Source organism: Streptomyces sp. NPDC093018, from assembly GCF_040684035.1.
GTDB lineage: Bacteria > Actinomycetota > Actinomycetes > Streptomycetales > Streptomycetaceae > Streptomyces > Streptomyces murinus.
Map to the genome: position 1 here is coordinate 1 of NZ_JBFBFF010000021.1, position 14,635 is coordinate 14,635.

General features: G+C 72.5%; 14 protein-coding genes and 1 pseudogene. 7 read left to right on the forward strand and 8 right to left on the reverse strand.

What is annotated here, in order from left to right:
* Positions 1 to 95 precede the first annotated feature (95 nt).
* From AB0N90_RS32785 to AB0N90_RS32795, 3 genes and pseudogenes are all read left to right on the forward strand, one after another.
* Positions 96 to 278: pseudogene (locus tag AB0N90_RS32785) on the forward strand (histidine phosphatase family protein); the annotation flags it as partial.
* A 118-nt stretch (positions 279 to 396) separates the two neighbouring features.
* The gene (locus AB0N90_RS32790) at positions 397 to 1,047 is read left to right on the forward strand and encodes a hypothetical protein (protein WP_365202664.1); all 651 of its coding nucleotides are present in this window, start codon (positions 397 to 399) and stop codon (positions 1,045 to 1,047) included.
* A gap of 97 nt (positions 1,048 to 1,144) precedes the next feature.
* Positions 1,145 to 1,567, forward strand: a complete 423-nt coding sequence (locus AB0N90_RS32795) for an acyl-CoA thioesterase (RefSeq protein ID WP_365202665.1) — start codon at positions 1,145 to 1,147, stop codon at positions 1,565 to 1,567.
* A gap of 31 nt (positions 1,568 to 1,598) precedes the next feature.
* Here the strand turns inward: AB0N90_RS32795 and AB0N90_RS32800 are convergent, their stop codons facing one another.
* Complete coding sequence (locus AB0N90_RS32800) at positions 1,599 to 2,465, reverse strand: NAD(P)H-binding protein (protein WP_365202835.1); 867 nt, start codon at positions 2,463 to 2,465, stop codon at positions 1,599 to 1,601.
* An 87-nt stretch (positions 2,466 to 2,552) separates the two neighbouring features.
* Between AB0N90_RS32800 and AB0N90_RS32805 the strand changes: the two genes are divergently transcribed.
* Together AB0N90_RS32805 and AB0N90_RS32810 are read left to right on the forward strand one after the other, a co-directional pair.
* Positions 2,553 to 3,344: an AraC family transcriptional regulator gene (locus AB0N90_RS32805; protein WP_365202667.1), complete on the forward strand. Its 792-nt coding sequence runs from the start codon at positions 2,553 to 2,555 to the stop codon at positions 3,342 to 3,344.
* Positions 3,345 to 3,714: 370 nt separating this feature from the next.
* Complete coding sequence (locus AB0N90_RS32810) at positions 3,715 to 6,666, forward strand: hypothetical protein (protein WP_365202669.1); 2,952 nt, start codon at positions 3,715 to 3,717, stop codon at positions 6,664 to 6,666.
* Here the strand turns inward: AB0N90_RS32810 and AB0N90_RS32815 are convergent.
* The 7 genes from AB0N90_RS32815 to AB0N90_RS32845 form a co-directional block, all read right to left on the reverse strand.
* Complete coding sequence (locus AB0N90_RS32815) at positions 6,620 to 8,017, reverse strand: nucleobase:cation symporter-2 family protein (protein ID WP_365202670.1); 1,398 nt, start codon at positions 8,015 to 8,017, stop codon at positions 6,620 to 6,622. The two genes, AB0N90_RS32810 and AB0N90_RS32815, sit on opposite strands and share 47 nt — an antisense overlap.
* A 327-nt stretch (positions 8,018 to 8,344) precedes the next feature.
* Positions 8,345 to 9,724 carry an 8-oxoguanine deaminase gene (locus AB0N90_RS32820; RefSeq protein WP_365202672.1) on the reverse strand — a complete coding sequence of 460 codons (1,380 nt, stop codon included), beginning with the start codon at positions 9,722 to 9,724 and terminating at the stop codon, positions 8,345 to 8,347.
* 145 nt (positions 9,725 to 9,869) lie between these two features.
* Complete coding sequence (pucL, locus tag AB0N90_RS32825) at positions 9,870 to 10,817, reverse strand: factor-independent urate hydroxylase (RefSeq protein ID WP_365202673.1); 948 nt, start codon at positions 10,815 to 10,817, stop codon at positions 9,870 to 9,872.
* Positions 10,818 to 10,821: 4 nt separating this feature from the next.
* Positions 10,822 to 11,229 (reverse strand): hydroxyisourate hydrolase, encoded by a 408-nt coding sequence (uraH, locus tag AB0N90_RS32830; protein ID WP_361679025.1) that lies wholly within the window; start codon positions 11,227 to 11,229, stop codon positions 10,822 to 10,824.
* 3 nt (positions 11,230 to 11,232) lie between these two features.
* A complete protein-coding gene (gene uraD, locus AB0N90_RS32835) occupies positions 11,233 to 11,745 on the reverse strand; it encodes a 2-oxo-4-hydroxy-4-carboxy-5-ureidoimidazoline decarboxylase (RefSeq protein ID WP_365202674.1) in 513 nt (170 codons plus the stop codon).
* Positions 11,746 to 11,882: 137 nt separating this feature from the next.
* Positions 11,883 to 12,245: a helix-turn-helix domain-containing protein gene (locus tag AB0N90_RS32840; RefSeq protein WP_365202676.1), complete on the reverse strand. Its 363-nt coding sequence runs from the start codon at positions 12,243 to 12,245 to the stop codon at positions 11,883 to 11,885.
* Positions 12,242 to 12,535, reverse strand: a complete 294-nt coding sequence (locus AB0N90_RS32845; RefSeq protein ID WP_365202678.1) for a hypothetical protein — start codon at positions 12,533 to 12,535, stop codon at positions 12,242 to 12,244. Before AB0N90_RS32845 ends, AB0N90_RS32840 begins: the two co-directional genes overlap by 4 nt.
* 160 nt (positions 12,536 to 12,695) lie before the next feature.
* On the opposite strand from AB0N90_RS32845, the gene AB0N90_RS32850 reads away from it, so the two are divergent.
* The gene (locus AB0N90_RS32850) at positions 12,696 to 13,553 is read left to right on the forward strand and encodes a TIM barrel protein (protein WP_365202680.1); all 858 of its coding nucleotides are present in this window, start codon (positions 12,696 to 12,698) and stop codon (positions 13,551 to 13,553) included.
* 57 nt (positions 13,554 to 13,610) lie between these two features.
* A complete protein-coding gene (locus tag AB0N90_RS32855) occupies positions 13,611 to 14,504 on the forward strand; it encodes a 2-hydroxy-3-oxopropionate reductase (protein WP_365202681.1) in 894 nt (297 codons plus the stop codon).
* Positions 14,505 to 14,635: the final 131 nt, after the last annotated feature.

A 14,635-nucleotide genomic window follows, 5' to 3' on the forward strand; every position in this document is an offset into this window, starting at 1 on the left:
CGTGCCGCGAACAGGTCGGGAACATCCCGAAAAGCACGTTCTTACCCCACTCTTGTGCAATCGACACCACCATACGTACCAGCTGTCACGTCCACGACACCGAGGGCGTCGTGGTCCTCGTCGCCCACGGCCACTTCCTGCGCGTCCTGACCGGCCGCCGCCTCGGCCTCCCCGCCGGGCGTGGCGCCCTGTTCCAGCCGGCCACGGGCACGTTGTGCCGCCTCGGCACGGAGCACGGCCGGCCGGTGGTGGCGGGGTGGAACACCCGGCCACCGAGTCGACGGCCCTCCGAGTCGACCGTCCACGCGGCGCCCGTTGTCAGACCCTCGTCCTACGCTTCCCTTCGAGTCGCCGGACCGGCGGCCGCACCCGGCGACGCCCGGAGGGGAGCGCAGCGTGAGCAGAGAGCCGACCGCCGCCCAGCGGCGGATGATCGACGCGGCCGACCCGGTCACCGGCCGGTTGCGCGGTACGCAGGCGCAGCTCACGGCGCTGGTCCGGCGGGGCCTCGCCTTCCGGCACCCGCGCCCGCCGCACGACCACTTCCTGACCCCGGCGGGGCACCGCATACGGGAGGGGTCGCCCGCGACACCCGAGCAGCGGGAGCAGCGGGAGCAACCGCAGCAACCGGCGCCCTCCACCGGTGTCTTCGCGGCCCGCGTCGGCGGGGCGCGGGAGGCGGCCCCGCCCTCGGACGCCGGGCGGCTGCGGGAGGTGCGCGGTGCGTGGCAGGGCCTGCTGGAGCTGCGCCGGATGACCAACCCGGACGGCTCGACGGACCGCCCGTGCGGCTGGGAACGCGGCCATCTGGTGCGGGCCGCCGCCCTCGCCCTGGAGGCGGCAGGACATCCCCCGGAGACGGCGTCCGCCCCCGGCTACCGGGTGCGGACGACCCCCCAGCCGGAGGCGGTCGCCGTGTACGCGCCGGACGCGGCGGCCCTGTCGGCCTGCGCGGACACGCTGGAGCGGGCGGGATGGCAGCCGGGCGAGTGCACCGAGCCGCGGACCGGCACGCGGTACCTGCTGGCGTCCCCGCGCCGCACCTGACCCGGGGGCGCCGCTTTCGCCGCGCGTGGAAGGATCACCGGGTGGGCGGCGCCGCCGTACCGGAGCGGCCGCCGCACCGGAGCAAGAGGGGAAAGCCGTGAGCGAACCGTTTTCCGTCCGCGTCACCGTCCGCGGGTACGAGACCGATGTGCAGGGCCATCTGAATCAGGCCGTGTACCTCCAGTACGCCGAACATGCCCGCTGGTCGCTGCTCCAGGCCGCCGGGATCGGCCAGACCGCTCTGGTGCGCACCGGTGTCGGCCCGGTGGTCCTGGAGACGACCATCCGCTATCGCCGGGAACTCCTCGCCGGTGACGAGGTGGACGTGACCTGCGCCTTCGAGTGGACCTCCGGCAAGACCTTCAAGATCCACCAGGAGATGCGCAAGGCCGACGGCACCCTGGCCGCCGAAGTCACCGGCGTCGGCGGCCTGCTGGACCTGAAGGAGCGCAAGCTGGTCGCCGCCCCGGCCAAGGTCTTCCAGGAACTCGCCTGCGAACCGGCCCTGTTCGGCCTGTAGCCGCGAGGACGGATCGGGGGCGGGCCCACGGTCAGACGGCGCGGAACGCCCCCTTGTGGTCCTCGGCCCACTGCCGGAAGGACCGGGCGGGACGGCCCAGCACCCGGGGGATGCCCTCGGTGACCAGCGCGTTACCGCCGTCACGGACGTACCGCATCCCGGCGAGCGCGTCGTCCGCCCGGGTGTCGTCGAAGCCCCAGACGGTGCGCAGGAACGTCCGGGCCTCGTCCGGTGTCAGATCCCGGGTACCCACCGGGCGCCCGAGGACCGAGGCGAGGACCGCGGCCTGGCCCGGGACGCTGATCGCCTCGGGGCCGGTCAGCGTGTACGTCCGGCCGCCGTGCCCGGCGTCGAGCAGCGCCGCGACGGCCACCTCCGCGATGTCGCGCGGGTCGATGACGCCCGAGGCCCCGTCACCGGTGAGGTTGGGCACCGGCTCCCCGGCGCGGACCGCCGCCGCCCAGCCGAGGGAGTTGGCGGCGAAGGAGGACGGCCGCAGCACGGTCCATTCGGCGCCGCTCTCCCGTACGGCCCGCTCCCCGTCCTCGTGCCGGCCGCCGAACCGGCCGACCTCGGGATCGCCGGTGCCGATGGCGGAGAGCTTCACCAGCCGCCCGGCGCCCGCCGCACGGGCCGCCGACACGAGCGCCGCGTCGTACCGGGCCGCTTCGGGGCCGGGCGGCGTCACCAGGAACACCGCGCGCACCCCGGCCGTCGCGGCGGCCAGGGAACCCGGGTCGGCGTAGTCCCCGCGCACCACCTCCACACCGGAGGGCAGGCCGGCCCGCGCCGGGTCCCGGGTGAGCGCCCGCGTCTTCTCGCCGCGCGCCGCGAGCTGTCGTACGACCGCGCCGCCGATGGTGCCCGTGGCACCCGTCACCAGAATCATGCCGTCCACCATGGGCCGGGCGGGATGCCGTTCTCTTGGAAATTCCGGCACGGTTCGACGGCCCGGCCGGGCACCCGGCGCGCTTACCGTGGAGGGGTGCCGAACACCATCGCCGGTCAGGCGCCGCCCGCGCCCGAGTCCCTGCGCCCCTGGTTCGCCGGGGTGCGCGCGTTCTCCCCCGCCGGGCGGCCCGAGGAGACCCTCGTCCAGCTGCCCGCCGCCGCCACCAAGGTGGTGCTGCGGATGAGCGCGGACGGCCGGCGCGATGTGCTCGCCGTGGGTCCGCGCGTGCGGGCCTCGTACCACGCGGGCAAACAGGGCTTCTCCTGCGTCGAGTTGTGGCTCGCGCCGGGCGCGGTCCGGCCGCTGCTCGGCGTCGCGGCGACCGAACTGGTGGGCCGCGCGGTCGCCTTGCCCGCGCTCCCCGGCGCGGCCTCGCCCCGGCTCGCGGCCGCGCTGCACCGCCTGGACCCGCGCGACCCCCTGCCGGAACTCGCCGAGACACTGCCCGCGTTGCTGCCCGCCGTGGATCCCGCCCGCACGGCGCTGCTGCGAGCCGGGGTCGACGCGCTGTCGGTGCACCCGGACCGGGCGCCCGCCCGGGTCCGCGAGGTGGCCGGTGAACTGGCCGTCAGCGAACGCCAGTTGCGCAATCTCTTCGCCGACGGCGTCGGGGTCTCCCCCAAGCACTACGCCCGCATCGACCGCGTCCGCACGATCATCACCGGCGCCGCCACCACCCCCTGGTCCCGACTCGCCGCCGCCACCGGCTACTACGACCAGTCCCACATGACCACCGACTTCCGCGCCCTGATGGGCGTCCCACCCCGCTCCTACTTCACCGACCGCCTCCCGGCACGCTCCCCCTGCGGGGCGCACCTCGGCTGAGACGCCACCCGGGCGCGCCGGGCCCGTCGTACCGAACGCCACACGGACACACTCGTCCGGAGCACGAAGGCGATCTCCGCCCCGTGCTGGTCGATGAACTGAACGATGGACATCGTCCGTTCCTCCCTCTCTCCACCGAAATCCGCTGCTCGGGGCCGCTGTCCGGCCTCGTGACTCCGGTCTACGGGGCGCCCCCGTCCGGCCTGGAGCCCGTCCGGACAGGGCTCGGACGGCGTGGTCCTGGCCTGCGGACGGCGCACGCCGTCCGGGTGTCCGAGGTGTCCGCGTGCGGACATGCGCGGTCGTCGGGCGGACGTGTGCGCCGACCCCGTAGGCTCGGTCGACAGGCACGACGGGGTGGAGGGGCGGTATGACGACCAGCCGGGAGCGGAGGCCGTCGACAGGGGGACTCGCGCTGAAGCCCCCTGATCCGCAGGCTCCGGCGCCGATGCGGACGCTGGCGCGGCGGCTGCGGGAACTGCTGGCCGAGGCGGGGTTCACGGGTGTCCGGGACATCGCGGCCACCTGCGGGCTGGGCAGAAGTACCGTCTCGGACGCGCTGTCGGGCTCGCGCGCGCCGACCTGGACCACCGTGGCGGCGCTGCTCAGGGTGGGCGGGGCGGCGGCCAGTACCCGGTGGCAGCGGGCCGTGGAGGAGGCGAAGGAGAGCGAGCGGGAGTGGAAGAGCGCCCGGCGGGGCCGCTCGGACGGCACCGGGGCGGCGGCCCTCGGGATCACGGCGGCCGCGCGCGAGACGGCCGACGCCGGGCCCGGAACCTTCTCGGTCCGCGCGCCGTACGGTGAACTGCCGGGCCGGGTCCGCGGGCGCGACGAACTGCTGGCCGCGCTCGAAAGGGACGTGACCGAGGGCTCCGACCGGATCCAGGTGCTGTACGGGCTGGGCGGTTGCGGCAAGACCACCGTGGCCCTGCGGCTGGCACGGTTCGCGCATGGCCTCGGCCACCATGTCTTCTGGATCTCCGGCGCCTCCCGGGACCGGCTCAGCACCGGGATGCGTCAGCTCGCGCGCGAGCTGGGTGTGTCCGAGCACGAGATCGACGCCGCGTGGTCCGGCCGGTCGAGCGCGACCGACCTGGTGTGGCGCGCCCTCGACGGAGCGGAGCGGCCGTGGCTGCTGGTGGTCGACAATCTGGACGAGCAGTCGGTGGCCTCGACCGTGGACGGCATGGTGGGTGACGGCGCGGGATGGATCCGGGCGAGCGCGGCCGGGCTCACCGCGGTCACGTCACGGATCGGCAATCCGGCGCTGTGGGGCGGCGCGGCGGCCTGCCGACCGGTGGACACGCTGGCACCGGAGGACGGAGCGGCCGTCCTGATCGACCTCGCGGGCGAAGCGGGCAGCGAGGCGGACGCCCGGCGGCTCGCGGAACAACTCGGGGGCCTGCCACTGGCGTTGCGGCTGGCCGGATCGTTCCTCGCCCGGGCACGGCGGGGAATCGGGCTGCTCACCGCGGGAGGTGACGACGGCCCGGTGCGGGACTTCGCCGGATATTTAAGGGAGTTGGAGCGGCTGGGAGCGGAACTGCTCGATCGCGGCGAGCGCTCGGACGGCCTCCCGGACGAACGCCGGCTGCGCCGCCTGGTCGGCCGCACCTGGGAAATGAGCCTCGACCTGCTGGCCGGGCAGGGCATACCCGAGGCCAGGCCGCTGATGCGGCTGCTCTCCTGCTTCGGGCGCGCGCCCTTCCCGATGGACCTGTTGCGCACCGCTCTGGAGAAGGATCCCGAGCTGCTGCCCGGCGACGCGGCACGCTGCGAGACCGCCATCGAGGCCCTGGTGGACCTGAGCCTGCTGGGCGTGGAGGACATACCGCTGGCCTTCGGCCACGGGACGGAGTCGGTCGTCGTCCTGACCTGTCTGACGGCCCACCCCCTGGTCCTGGAGACGAACGCCCTCCAGATCCGCAACGCCCCGGAGCGCACCCGGGCCCGCCTGTGGCGGTCGGCCTCGGTGATCGCCACCCTGCTGGCCTGGTTCACGACCGGCCCGGAGACATGGAAGATCTGGCAGCTCCTGGTTCCGCATGTGCGGGCGGGCCTGCGCCAGGTGCCCGACGCACCCGAGGAGGCGCTCGTCGCCTTCCTGCGCGCGGGCATGTCGGCGCGCAACTACGCAGTCGGGTCCAACAATCACGCGCTCATGCGGGAATTGGCCTCGGCACTGAGCGAGCGAGCCCCCGCCCTGCCCGAGGGGCATCCGACCCGACTGGCCGCCCGGCGCATCAGCTATGACCAGTGGGACGATGGCGACCGCTCCGCCGAGGCGCAGCAGGTGTACCAGGCATACGTTCGGCACTACGGCGCGGACGACGAACGCACGGTGTCCGCCCGGCAGGCGTGGGCGAGGGCGCTGCGCCGGGCCGGTCGGGTGGCCGAGGCCGAACAGGAGCTGCGCGCGATGGCCGAGGCCGCGCGTCAACTGTTTCAGCCCAAGCCGGTGCTGATCATCGCCGATCTCGTGCACGTTCTGGTGAAGCTGGGCAGTACGGACGAAGCCGCCGCATGGGCAGGTGAGTTGCCGGCCGTCCCCGGCGGACCGGAAGACACCCTCGACGGCCCCGTCGCCCACCACGCCGCCCACGCCCTGGATGCCGCGGGTCTGCTCACCGGGGCGGAGACGTACTACCGCGCAATCCTCTTCCGGCTGGAGGAAGCCGCGGAGGAGGGCTCGCCGCTCTACCGCGACATGACCGGGCATCTGGCGGACAACCTCGCCCGACAGGACCGCGCGGACGAGGCGGTGGACCTGCTCGGCGGGCTGCTGGACTGGTACCGGGCGAACACCGCCACCGCCACGAACCGCATCGGCACCCTGGTGCGGCTCGCCGAGAAGCGGTCGCACCTCCAACTCGCGTCGGACCAGCCGGAGCGGGCGGAGGCCGGGCTGCGGGACCTCCTGACCGAGGAGTTCGCGGAACTCGACCCCGCCGACGCGAGCGTGATACGCCTGCGCGTCCTGCTGGTGGACGTCCTGCTCGTCCAGAATCGGTGCACGGACGCCGAGCGGATGCTGGACGAGGCCGAGAGAGACCTGGCCGAGGCCGACGGCAGTCCGGGGGTACCGCGATGGGTTCTGCCCCTGTGGCGGGCCCGCTGCCGCTGTGCGCACGGCAGCTGCGACCAGGCCGTCGTGATCTACGACGAGGTCCTCGCCGCCGTCGCCGGCCATCGGGAACTCGCCGCGTCCATCGGGGCGGAGGCCGATGAATGCCGACGGGCCCTGGCGGACCCGGCCCCGCCGCCCGCCCCCATCCTCACTGCACCGGCGCCAGCTCCTCCCCCGCCTCCATCGGATGCGTGACGTCCTGCGCGTCCCGGCTGCGGCCGAGGTGGTTGAAGACCAGGTTGAGCAGGACCGCCGTGACGCAGCCCGTGGAGATGCCCGAGTCCAGGACGATCCGCGCGGTGTCCGGGAAGGCGTGGTAGAAGTCCGGGGCCGTGATCGGGACGATGCCGATGGCCAGGGAGACCGCGACGATCAGGACGTTGTTGTCCTTGTCCAGGCCGGCGCGGACCAGGGTCTGGATGCCGCTCGCGGCGACCGAGCCGAAGAGGACGACGCCCGCGCCGCCGAGGACGGGGCGGGGCACGACGGCGATCAGGGACGCGGCCGCCGGGCACAGGCCCATCAGGACGAGGAAGCCGCCGCCGAAGGCGACCACGAAGCGGCTGCGGATGCGGGTCATGGCGACCAGGCCGATGTTCTGGGCGAAGGCGCTGCACATGAAGCCGTTGAAGAAGGGGCTGAGGGCGGAGCCCAGGGTGTCGGCGCGCAGGCCGGCCGCGATGGTCCGCTCGTCCGAGGGCCGTTCGACGATCTCGCCGAGGGCCAGCATGTCGGCGGTGGACTCGGTCATCGAGACCACCATCACCACACACATCGACAGGATCGCGGCGATGTGGAACTGCGGGGCACCGAAGTGGAAGGGCGTCGGGAAGCCGATCAGGTCGGCCGACGCGACCGGGGAGAAGTCGGTGGCCCCGAACGGGATCGCGATCAGGGTGCCGGCGATCAGGCCGAGCAGCACCGCGATCTGCTTGACGAACCCGCGGGTGAAGCGGCGCAGCAGCAGGACGATGAGCAGGGTGACGCCGGCCAGGGTGAGGTTGGTGGTCGAGCCGTAGTCATGGGCCGACGGGTCGGGGCCCTGGGCCCAGCCGAAGGCGACCGGGAGCAGGGAGACACCGATCAGGGTGATGACCGTACCGGTGACGACCGGCGGGAAGAAGCGGACGGCCTTGCAGAACACCGGGGCGGCGAGGAAGCCGAGGAGTCCGGCGACCATGACCGCGCCGAAGATCATCGGCAGGGCGTCGGACTTGTCCTTGGCCGAGGCGATGATCGCCGTCATGGGGGCGACCCCGGCGAAGGTGACGCCGTTGACGAAGGGCAGCCGGGCGCCGATCTTCCAGAAGCCGAGGGTCTGGAGGAAGGTGGCGAGCCCCGCGGTGAACAGACAGGCGCCGGTGAGGAAGGTGAGGTCGGTGCCGGACAGACCGGCGGCGGCGCCGACGATCAGGGGCGGGGCGACGACCCCCGCGTACATGGCGGCCACATGCTGGAGGCCGCTCGTCGCCATCTTCAGGGCGGGGAGTTTCTCGTCCACCGGGTGGACGGGGACTGGCGCTGCTTCGGCGGATTGGGCGGACACGGCGGGCTCCTCCGGTCGGTTAAGACACGTCGGCTGTGGACGTGGGTTTCAGGGAGGTGGTGCGCGACGGTCGTGCGGGACCGGGGACCTTGGGGGGCATGGACGGGGACCCGTAGGTCGTGGACGGAGACCCGAAGGTCGTGGACGGGGGCCCGTAGGGGTCATGGGGGCGAACCGTAGGGGTCCTGGCGGGAACCGTAGGGGTCATGGTGGGGAACCGTTCCGGGGCGCGCACGCTCGCGCGCGCCCCGGAGCCGGCCGCCATGGGCCCCGCTCGGGTCCACGGCTGCCGGCCGGGAGCCGTCCCTCCCGGCCGGAGTCGGGGGGTCAGCGCTGCGCGGCGAGCTGCGCCAGGCGCCGGGCCTCGTCGCGGGTGGCGCGCGCCACGGCGTCCTCGTCGACGGTCAACAGGCGGCCGTCTTCCACGATCTGACGGCCGTTCACGAAGGACGCGGTGACCGGGGCGGCCGCGCCGAAGACCAGGGCGGTCACCGGGTCGGCGATGGAGGCGTGGGCCAGCGTGTCCAGCTTCCACAGCACCACGTCGGCCAGCTTGCCCGCCTCCAGCGAGCCGGTCTCGGCGGCCCGGCCGAGGACGCGGGCGCCCCCGTGGGTGCCGAGCCGCAGGGCCTGGCGGGCGTTCAGCGCGGACTCCTTGTGGGCGCCGAGCCGGTTGATGAGCAGGGCGTTGCGCAGCTCGGTGTGGAGTTCGCCGGACTCGTTGGAGGCGGTGCCGTCGACGCCGAGGCCGACCGGGACACCGGCGGCGAGCATGTCCGGGACCCGGGCGATGCCCGCGGCGAGCCGGGCGTTGGACGAGGGGCAGTGCGCGACGCCGGTCCCGGTGCGGGCGAAGGCGGCGATGTCGGAGTCGTTCATGTGGACGCAGTGCGCCATCCACACGTCCTCGCCCAGCCAGCCGGTGGACTCGAAGTAGTCGGTCGGGCCCATGCCGAACAGCTCGTGGCAGAACTTCTCCTCCTCCACGGTCTCCGAGCCGTGCGTGTGCAGCCGTACGCCGAGCCTGCGGGCCAACTCGGCCGCGTTGCGCAGCAGTTCGGTGGAGACGGAGAAGGGGGAGCAGGGTGCGACGGCGATCTGGGTCATGGCGTCGAAGGAGGGGTCGTGGTGCTCCTTGACGGTGGCCTCGGTCGCGGCGAGCGCGCCGTCCAGGCTCTCCACGGCGAAGTCCGGGGGCAGTCCGCCGTCCGACTCGCCGCGGTCCATGGAGCCGCGGGCCAGGGTGAAGCGGACGCCCGTCTCGCGGGCGGCGCGGATGATCGCGCCGGACAGGTCGCCGGTGCCGCGCGGGTAGACGTAGTGGTGGTCCATGGCGGTGGTGACCCCGCCGCGGGCCATCATGGCGAGCGAGCCCCGGGCCGCCGTGTAGGCCATGGGTTCGTCGATGCGCGCCCAGATCGGGTAGAGCGCCACCAGCCAGTCGAACAGGTTGTGGTCCGTGGCCAGGCCCCGGGTGATCCACTGGTAGAAGTGGTGGTGGGTGTTGATCAGGCCGGGGGTCGCCAGATGTCCGGTGGCGTCGATCCGGCGGACCACGTTCTCCAGGCCCTCGGGTGCCGGCCCCGCGCCGAGCGCCTCGATGCGGTTGCCGGCGAGGACCAGGTACCCGGAGGCGTACTCGGTGTCGTCGGCGTCGACGGTCGCGATCGAACAGTTCTCGATGACGATGCGCTGGGCTGCTGCCATGGTGCGTCCTTTTCGCTCAGCGGACTTCTGTGGGGAGGGCACGGCAGGACCCTGGGGAGATTTGAGTGCCGCGGCCGGGCTCCGGTGGGGGTGGTACCCCGGCCGCGGGTGCCGAAAAGGAGGTCGATCAGGTGCGGGGGGTGGATCAGAGGTTGGTGAGGTCCACCGGGATCCGCGGTTCGCAGCCGTCCCGCAGGATCGTCGCCTCGATCAGGCCGTAGGGCCGGTCGGCGGCGAAGTAGACCTCGTTGTCGTTCTTGAGCCCGAACGGCTCCAGGTCGACCAGGAAGTGGTGCTTGTTGGGCAGCGAGAAGCGGACCTCGTCGATCTCGCTGCGGTGGTTGATGATGCGCGAGCCCATCTGGTACATCGTCTGCTGCAGGGAGAGCGAGTAGGTCTCCGCGAACGCCTGCAGCATGTGCTTCTTGACCTGCTCGTACGACTTCTCCCAGTGCGGCATCTTCTGCTCGTCGTCGGTCCAGTTGAACCGCCAGCGGCCGGAGACGGAGGTCGCCAGGATGCGGTCGTGGGCCTCCTGGAGGGTCGTGTACTTGTCCTTGACGTAGCCCCAGAACTCGGAGTTGGTCGAGTTCATGACGGTGAGGTCCTTGAGGCCGGAGACCACCTCCCAGGACGAGCCGTCGTAGGTGATCTGGGTCAGCCGGGTCTCCTGGCCCTTGCGGACGAAGGAGTGCTTGACCTCGTCGGCGCCGATGAACTGGGAGTTCGCCTCGGAGGTGGCGATCCGCTCCCAGGTGTACTCCTCGATCCGGATCCGGGCGCGCTGGATCGGCTCCTGCGAGGTGACGAAGTGCCGGGCGAGATGGATGCCGAACTGCTCGGCGGACTCGATGCCGTATTCCTTGGCGAACGCGAACACCGTGTTCTTGGTCGTGTCGGTCGGCAGCACATGGGCGTTGGAGCCGGAGTAGTGGACGTCCTCCATGTCACCGCTCAGCGCCACCGAGACGTTGAGGTCCTTGATGTGATGGGTGGCGCCGTCCCGCGTGATCCTGACGACTCGGTTCTCGGCCTTGCCGTACTGGTTCTGTCCCAGGATCACAGGGCGGGAAGGGCGGGAATTGGCGGTCATGTAGCTAGCTCCCTCGGTAAACGGAGTAGCCGAACGGGTTGAGCAGCAGCGGTACGTGGTAGTGCTCGCCCGGTACGACGGCGAAGGTGATCGCCACCTCCGGGAAGAACACGGCCGGTCCGCTGTCCCGATTCGCGGGGGCGTCCTGCTGCGCATCGGCTTGCTGGTTCGCTGATTGCTCTCGGAAATACGGCTCCACGGCGAAGTCGAGCCGTACCTGGGTGGTACCCACCGGTGGCGTCGGCAGGTCCTTGCACCGGCCGTCGGCATCGGTCGCGGAGCCGCCGAGCGCCTGCCAGTCCGCGTCCCCGCCCGGCCGGGCGGACAGGTGGACGGCGACGCCCGCGGCGGGGCGGCCGATCGAGGTGTCCAGGATGTGCGTGGACACGGAGGCGGTGGTGCTGGTGCTCATGGGTCAGGCGTCCTCTTCGACGAGTCGGGCCAGTCGGATGCGGTTGATCTTCCCCAGCTCGGTGCGGACGATCTCCCGCTCCCGCTCCGGCGCGTTGCCGATCCGCTCCTTGACCGCGTCCCGCATCCGCTCGCCGGTCAGACCGGTGGCGCAGATCAGGAAGACATGGCCGAACTTCTCCTGGTAGGCCAGGTTGAGTTCGAGCATCTCGGCCTTGAGTTCCTCGGACGCGCCGGCCATGCCGCGCTGCTCGCGGGCGGATGCCGGATCGCCCGGCCGGGGCCGCCCGATCGGCGGGTGCCCGGCCATCGCCTCGGCCAGATCGGCGGCGGTCAGCTCGGCCAGGGCGGCGTCGCTCGCGGCGTAGAGCTGGTCCGCGGTGGCGTAGGGGCGGGCGGCGGTCAGCCGCCGTACCCATGTCATGGAGGCGCACGCCTCGTGGAGGGCGGCGAGCGCCGCCCGCTCCTCCAGATCGTTGAACCGGGCCAGGCCCGGGGGCGTGAAAGTCGACGTCACGGGAGCCTCCGTGGCCGGATTCGGCCTATGTGCTGAACGGGCTGCCGATAGCTAACGCCCCCGGAAACGCCACGTCAACACTTTGTTGAAAAATCCGCGTTACGAGGCGTTACAGGTGACGACACCCCCCGGGGGCTTCAACTGCCCTTCTCCCGGTTGAGGTAGTTGTAGACGGTGAAGCGGCTGACGCCCAGCGCGCTCGCCACGGTCTCCACCCCGTGCCGCACGGCGAAGGCGCCCCGCGCCTCCAGTATCCGCACGACCTCTTGCTTGGCCCGTCGGTCCAGGCCGGACAGCGGCCGTCCCTCCCTGCGCTCCATCGCGGCGAGGATGTGATCGAGGGAGTCGGCGAGCTGGGGCAGTCGTACGGCGACGACGTCGGCGCCCTCCCAGGCGAGCACGACATCCTCGGGGCCGGCCTCGTCGGGCGGCACCATCGTCCCGCCCATGGCGTCGACCAGCGGCTTCACGGCCGCGATGAAGGGCTGCTCCCCGGTCATCTATCACCCTCCCCGTCAGCGTGGCCGTCGCCGTCGCCGTTACCGCCCTCGTCGCCCAGCACATTGACCTGGAGCGAGATCCGGGTGGCGCCGGCCGCGAGGCTCCTGCGCAGCAGCGCGTCCACCGCGGCGAGCACGCGCTCGGCGCCGCCCTCGGCGGTGTTGCCGAAGGGGCCGACGTCCACGGCGTCCAGGGCCGCGGTCTCGATGACCTCGCGCGCCGCCAGGGCATGCGCGGGGGCCTCTTCCAGGTCGAAGGGTTCGGTCGTGAACTCCACTCTCAATCGCACGCGCACAACCTAACGCGCCGTGCGCGCCCCGGAGCGCCCGAGCGGGGACCGGCCTCCGGACCCCCTTGACAAGCACCGACACACGGCGGCAATCTTCCAATACGCAGAAACGAACTTCCGTAATGCGGAATTACTACCACGGAAGGGAGCGCGGCCCGACATGCCAGGTCTTGACTGGGGCACAGCCGCAGACCAGCGCTTCAACGTCAACCTGTCGATCCTCTTCACGGAACTCCCGCTCCTGGAGCGCCCCGCGGCCGCCGCCGCGGCGGGCTTCACCGCGGTCGAGCTGTGGTGGCCCTGGGTCGACTCACCCACCCCCGAGCAATCCCGGCTTGACGCCCTGAAACGGGCGATCGAGGACGCGGGCGTACGACTGACCGGACTGAACTTCTACGCCGGGCGGCTTCCGGGCCCGGACCGCGGCGCCCTGTCCGTGCCCGGCGAGGAGTCCGAGCGGTTCCGCGCCAACATCGAGGTGACCGCGGACTTCGCCGCGTCCCTCGGCTGCACGGCGCTCAACGCGCTCTACGGCAATCGCGTGGACGGCGTGGACCCGGCCGAGCAGGACGCGCTCGCCCTGGAGAACCTGGTCCTCGCGGCCCGCGCCGCCGACCGGATCGGCGCGACGCTGCTGATCGAGGCGCTGAACGCGCCCGAGTCGCCGCGCTACCCACTGGTGTCGGCGCCGGCCGCCGTCGAGGTCGTCGACCGGGTCAACGCGGCGACGGGCCTCCAGAACGCGTCGTTCCTGATGGACCTGTACCACCTGGCCATGAACGGCGAGGACCTGCCCGCGGTGATCGACCGGTACGCGGCGCGGACCGGCCATGTCCAGATCGCCGACAACCCGGGCCGCGGCGCCCCCGGCACGGGCTCGCTCCCGCTGGCGGAGCTGCTCGGCCGGCTGCGGAAGGCCGGTTACGAGGGCTGGGTGGGCCTGGAGTACAAGCCGGGCGACCGCCCGAGCGCCGAGGCCTTCGACTGGCTCCCCCGCGAGGCGCGCCCGGCGCGCTGAACTCCCGCGCTGAACTCCCCCGACTCTGCACGGCAGTTGAGAGAGGCACCCCCGAACATGAGCAAGACACTCCCGAAGATCGCCTGGATCGGCCTCGGCATCATGGGCTCCCCCATGTCCGAGAACCTGATCAAGGCGGGTTACGACGTCACCGGCCACACCCTGGAACAGGCGAAGCTGGACCGGCTGGCCGCCGCGGGCGGCACCGCGGCCCCCTCGATCGCCGAGGCCGTGCGCGACGCCGAGGTGGTGATCACGATGGTGCCCGCGTCCCCGCAGGTGGAGGCCATCGCCTACGGCCCGGACGGCATCCTGGAGAACGTCCGCCCCGGCACCCTGCTGATCGACATGTCCTCGATCACCCCGGGGACCTCGATCGAGCTGGCGGCCGCCGCCAAGGAGAAGGGCGTCCGGGTGCTGGACGCCCCGGTGTCCGGCGGCGAGGCCGGCGCGGTCGAGGCGGTGCTGTCCATCATGGTCGGCGGCGAGCAGGCCGACTTCGACGAGGCGAGGCCCCTCTTCGAGGCGCTCGGCAGGACCATCGTGCGGTGCGGCCCGCACGGCTCGGGACAGACCGTGAAGGCGGCCAACCAGCTGATCGTCGCCGTCAACATCCAGGCCTGCGCCGAGGCCGTGGTCTTCCTGGAGAAGTCCGGCGTGGACCTCGCCGCCGCGCTCGATGTGCTCAACGGGGGCCTCGCCGGCTCGACGGTGCTGACCCGCAAGAAGGACAACTTCCTGAACCGCGACTTCGCCCCGGGCTTCCGGATCGATCTGCACCACAAGGACATGGGCATCGTGACCGAGGCCGCCCGCAGCGTGGGCGCGGCCCTGCCGGTCGGCGCCGTGGTCGCCCAGCTGGTGGCGTCGCTGCGCGCCCAGGGCGACGGCGGCCTGGACCACTCGGCCCTGCTGCGGTCGGTGGAACGGCTCTCGGGCGCCCAGGTCTGACGCCTCGCCAGGACCGGCCTTCGGGCCCCCTTCGAGACTTCCGGGTCGCGGTGCCGTCGACACCTGTCCCGTCGCGCCCGAGCGGTGCCGCGGCCCGGAACCAGATTCAACAAACTGTTGACGCCCCGTTC

Excerpts from the sequence above, each read along its gene's own strand:
- AB0N90_RS32810 (WP_365202669.1), top strand. The coding sequence starts at position 3,715 with ATGACGACCAGCCGGGAGCGGAGGCCGTCGACAGGGGGACTCGCGCTG.
- AB0N90_RS32820 (WP_365202672.1), bottom strand. The coding sequence starts at position 9,724 with ATGGCAGCAGCCCAGCGCATCGTCATCGAGAACTGTTCGATCGCGACC.
- pucL (WP_365202673.1), bottom strand. The coding sequence starts at position 10,817 with ATGACCGCCAATTCCCGCCCTTCCCGCCCTGTGATCCTGGGACAGAAC.
- uraH (WP_361679025.1), bottom strand. The coding sequence starts at position 11,229 with ATGAGCACCAGCACCACCGCCTCCGTGTCCACGCACATCCTGGACACC.
- AB0N90_RS32840 (WP_365202676.1), bottom strand. The coding sequence starts at position 12,245 with ATGACCGGGGAGCAGCCCTTCATCGCGGCCGTGAAGCCGCTGGTCGAC.
- AB0N90_RS32850 (WP_365202680.1), top strand. The coding sequence starts at position 12,696 with ATGCCAGGTCTTGACTGGGGCACAGCCGCAGACCAGCGCTTCAACGTC.
- AB0N90_RS32855 (WP_365202681.1), top strand. The coding sequence starts at position 13,611 with ATGAGCAAGACACTCCCGAAGATCGCCTGGATCGGCCTCGGCATCATG.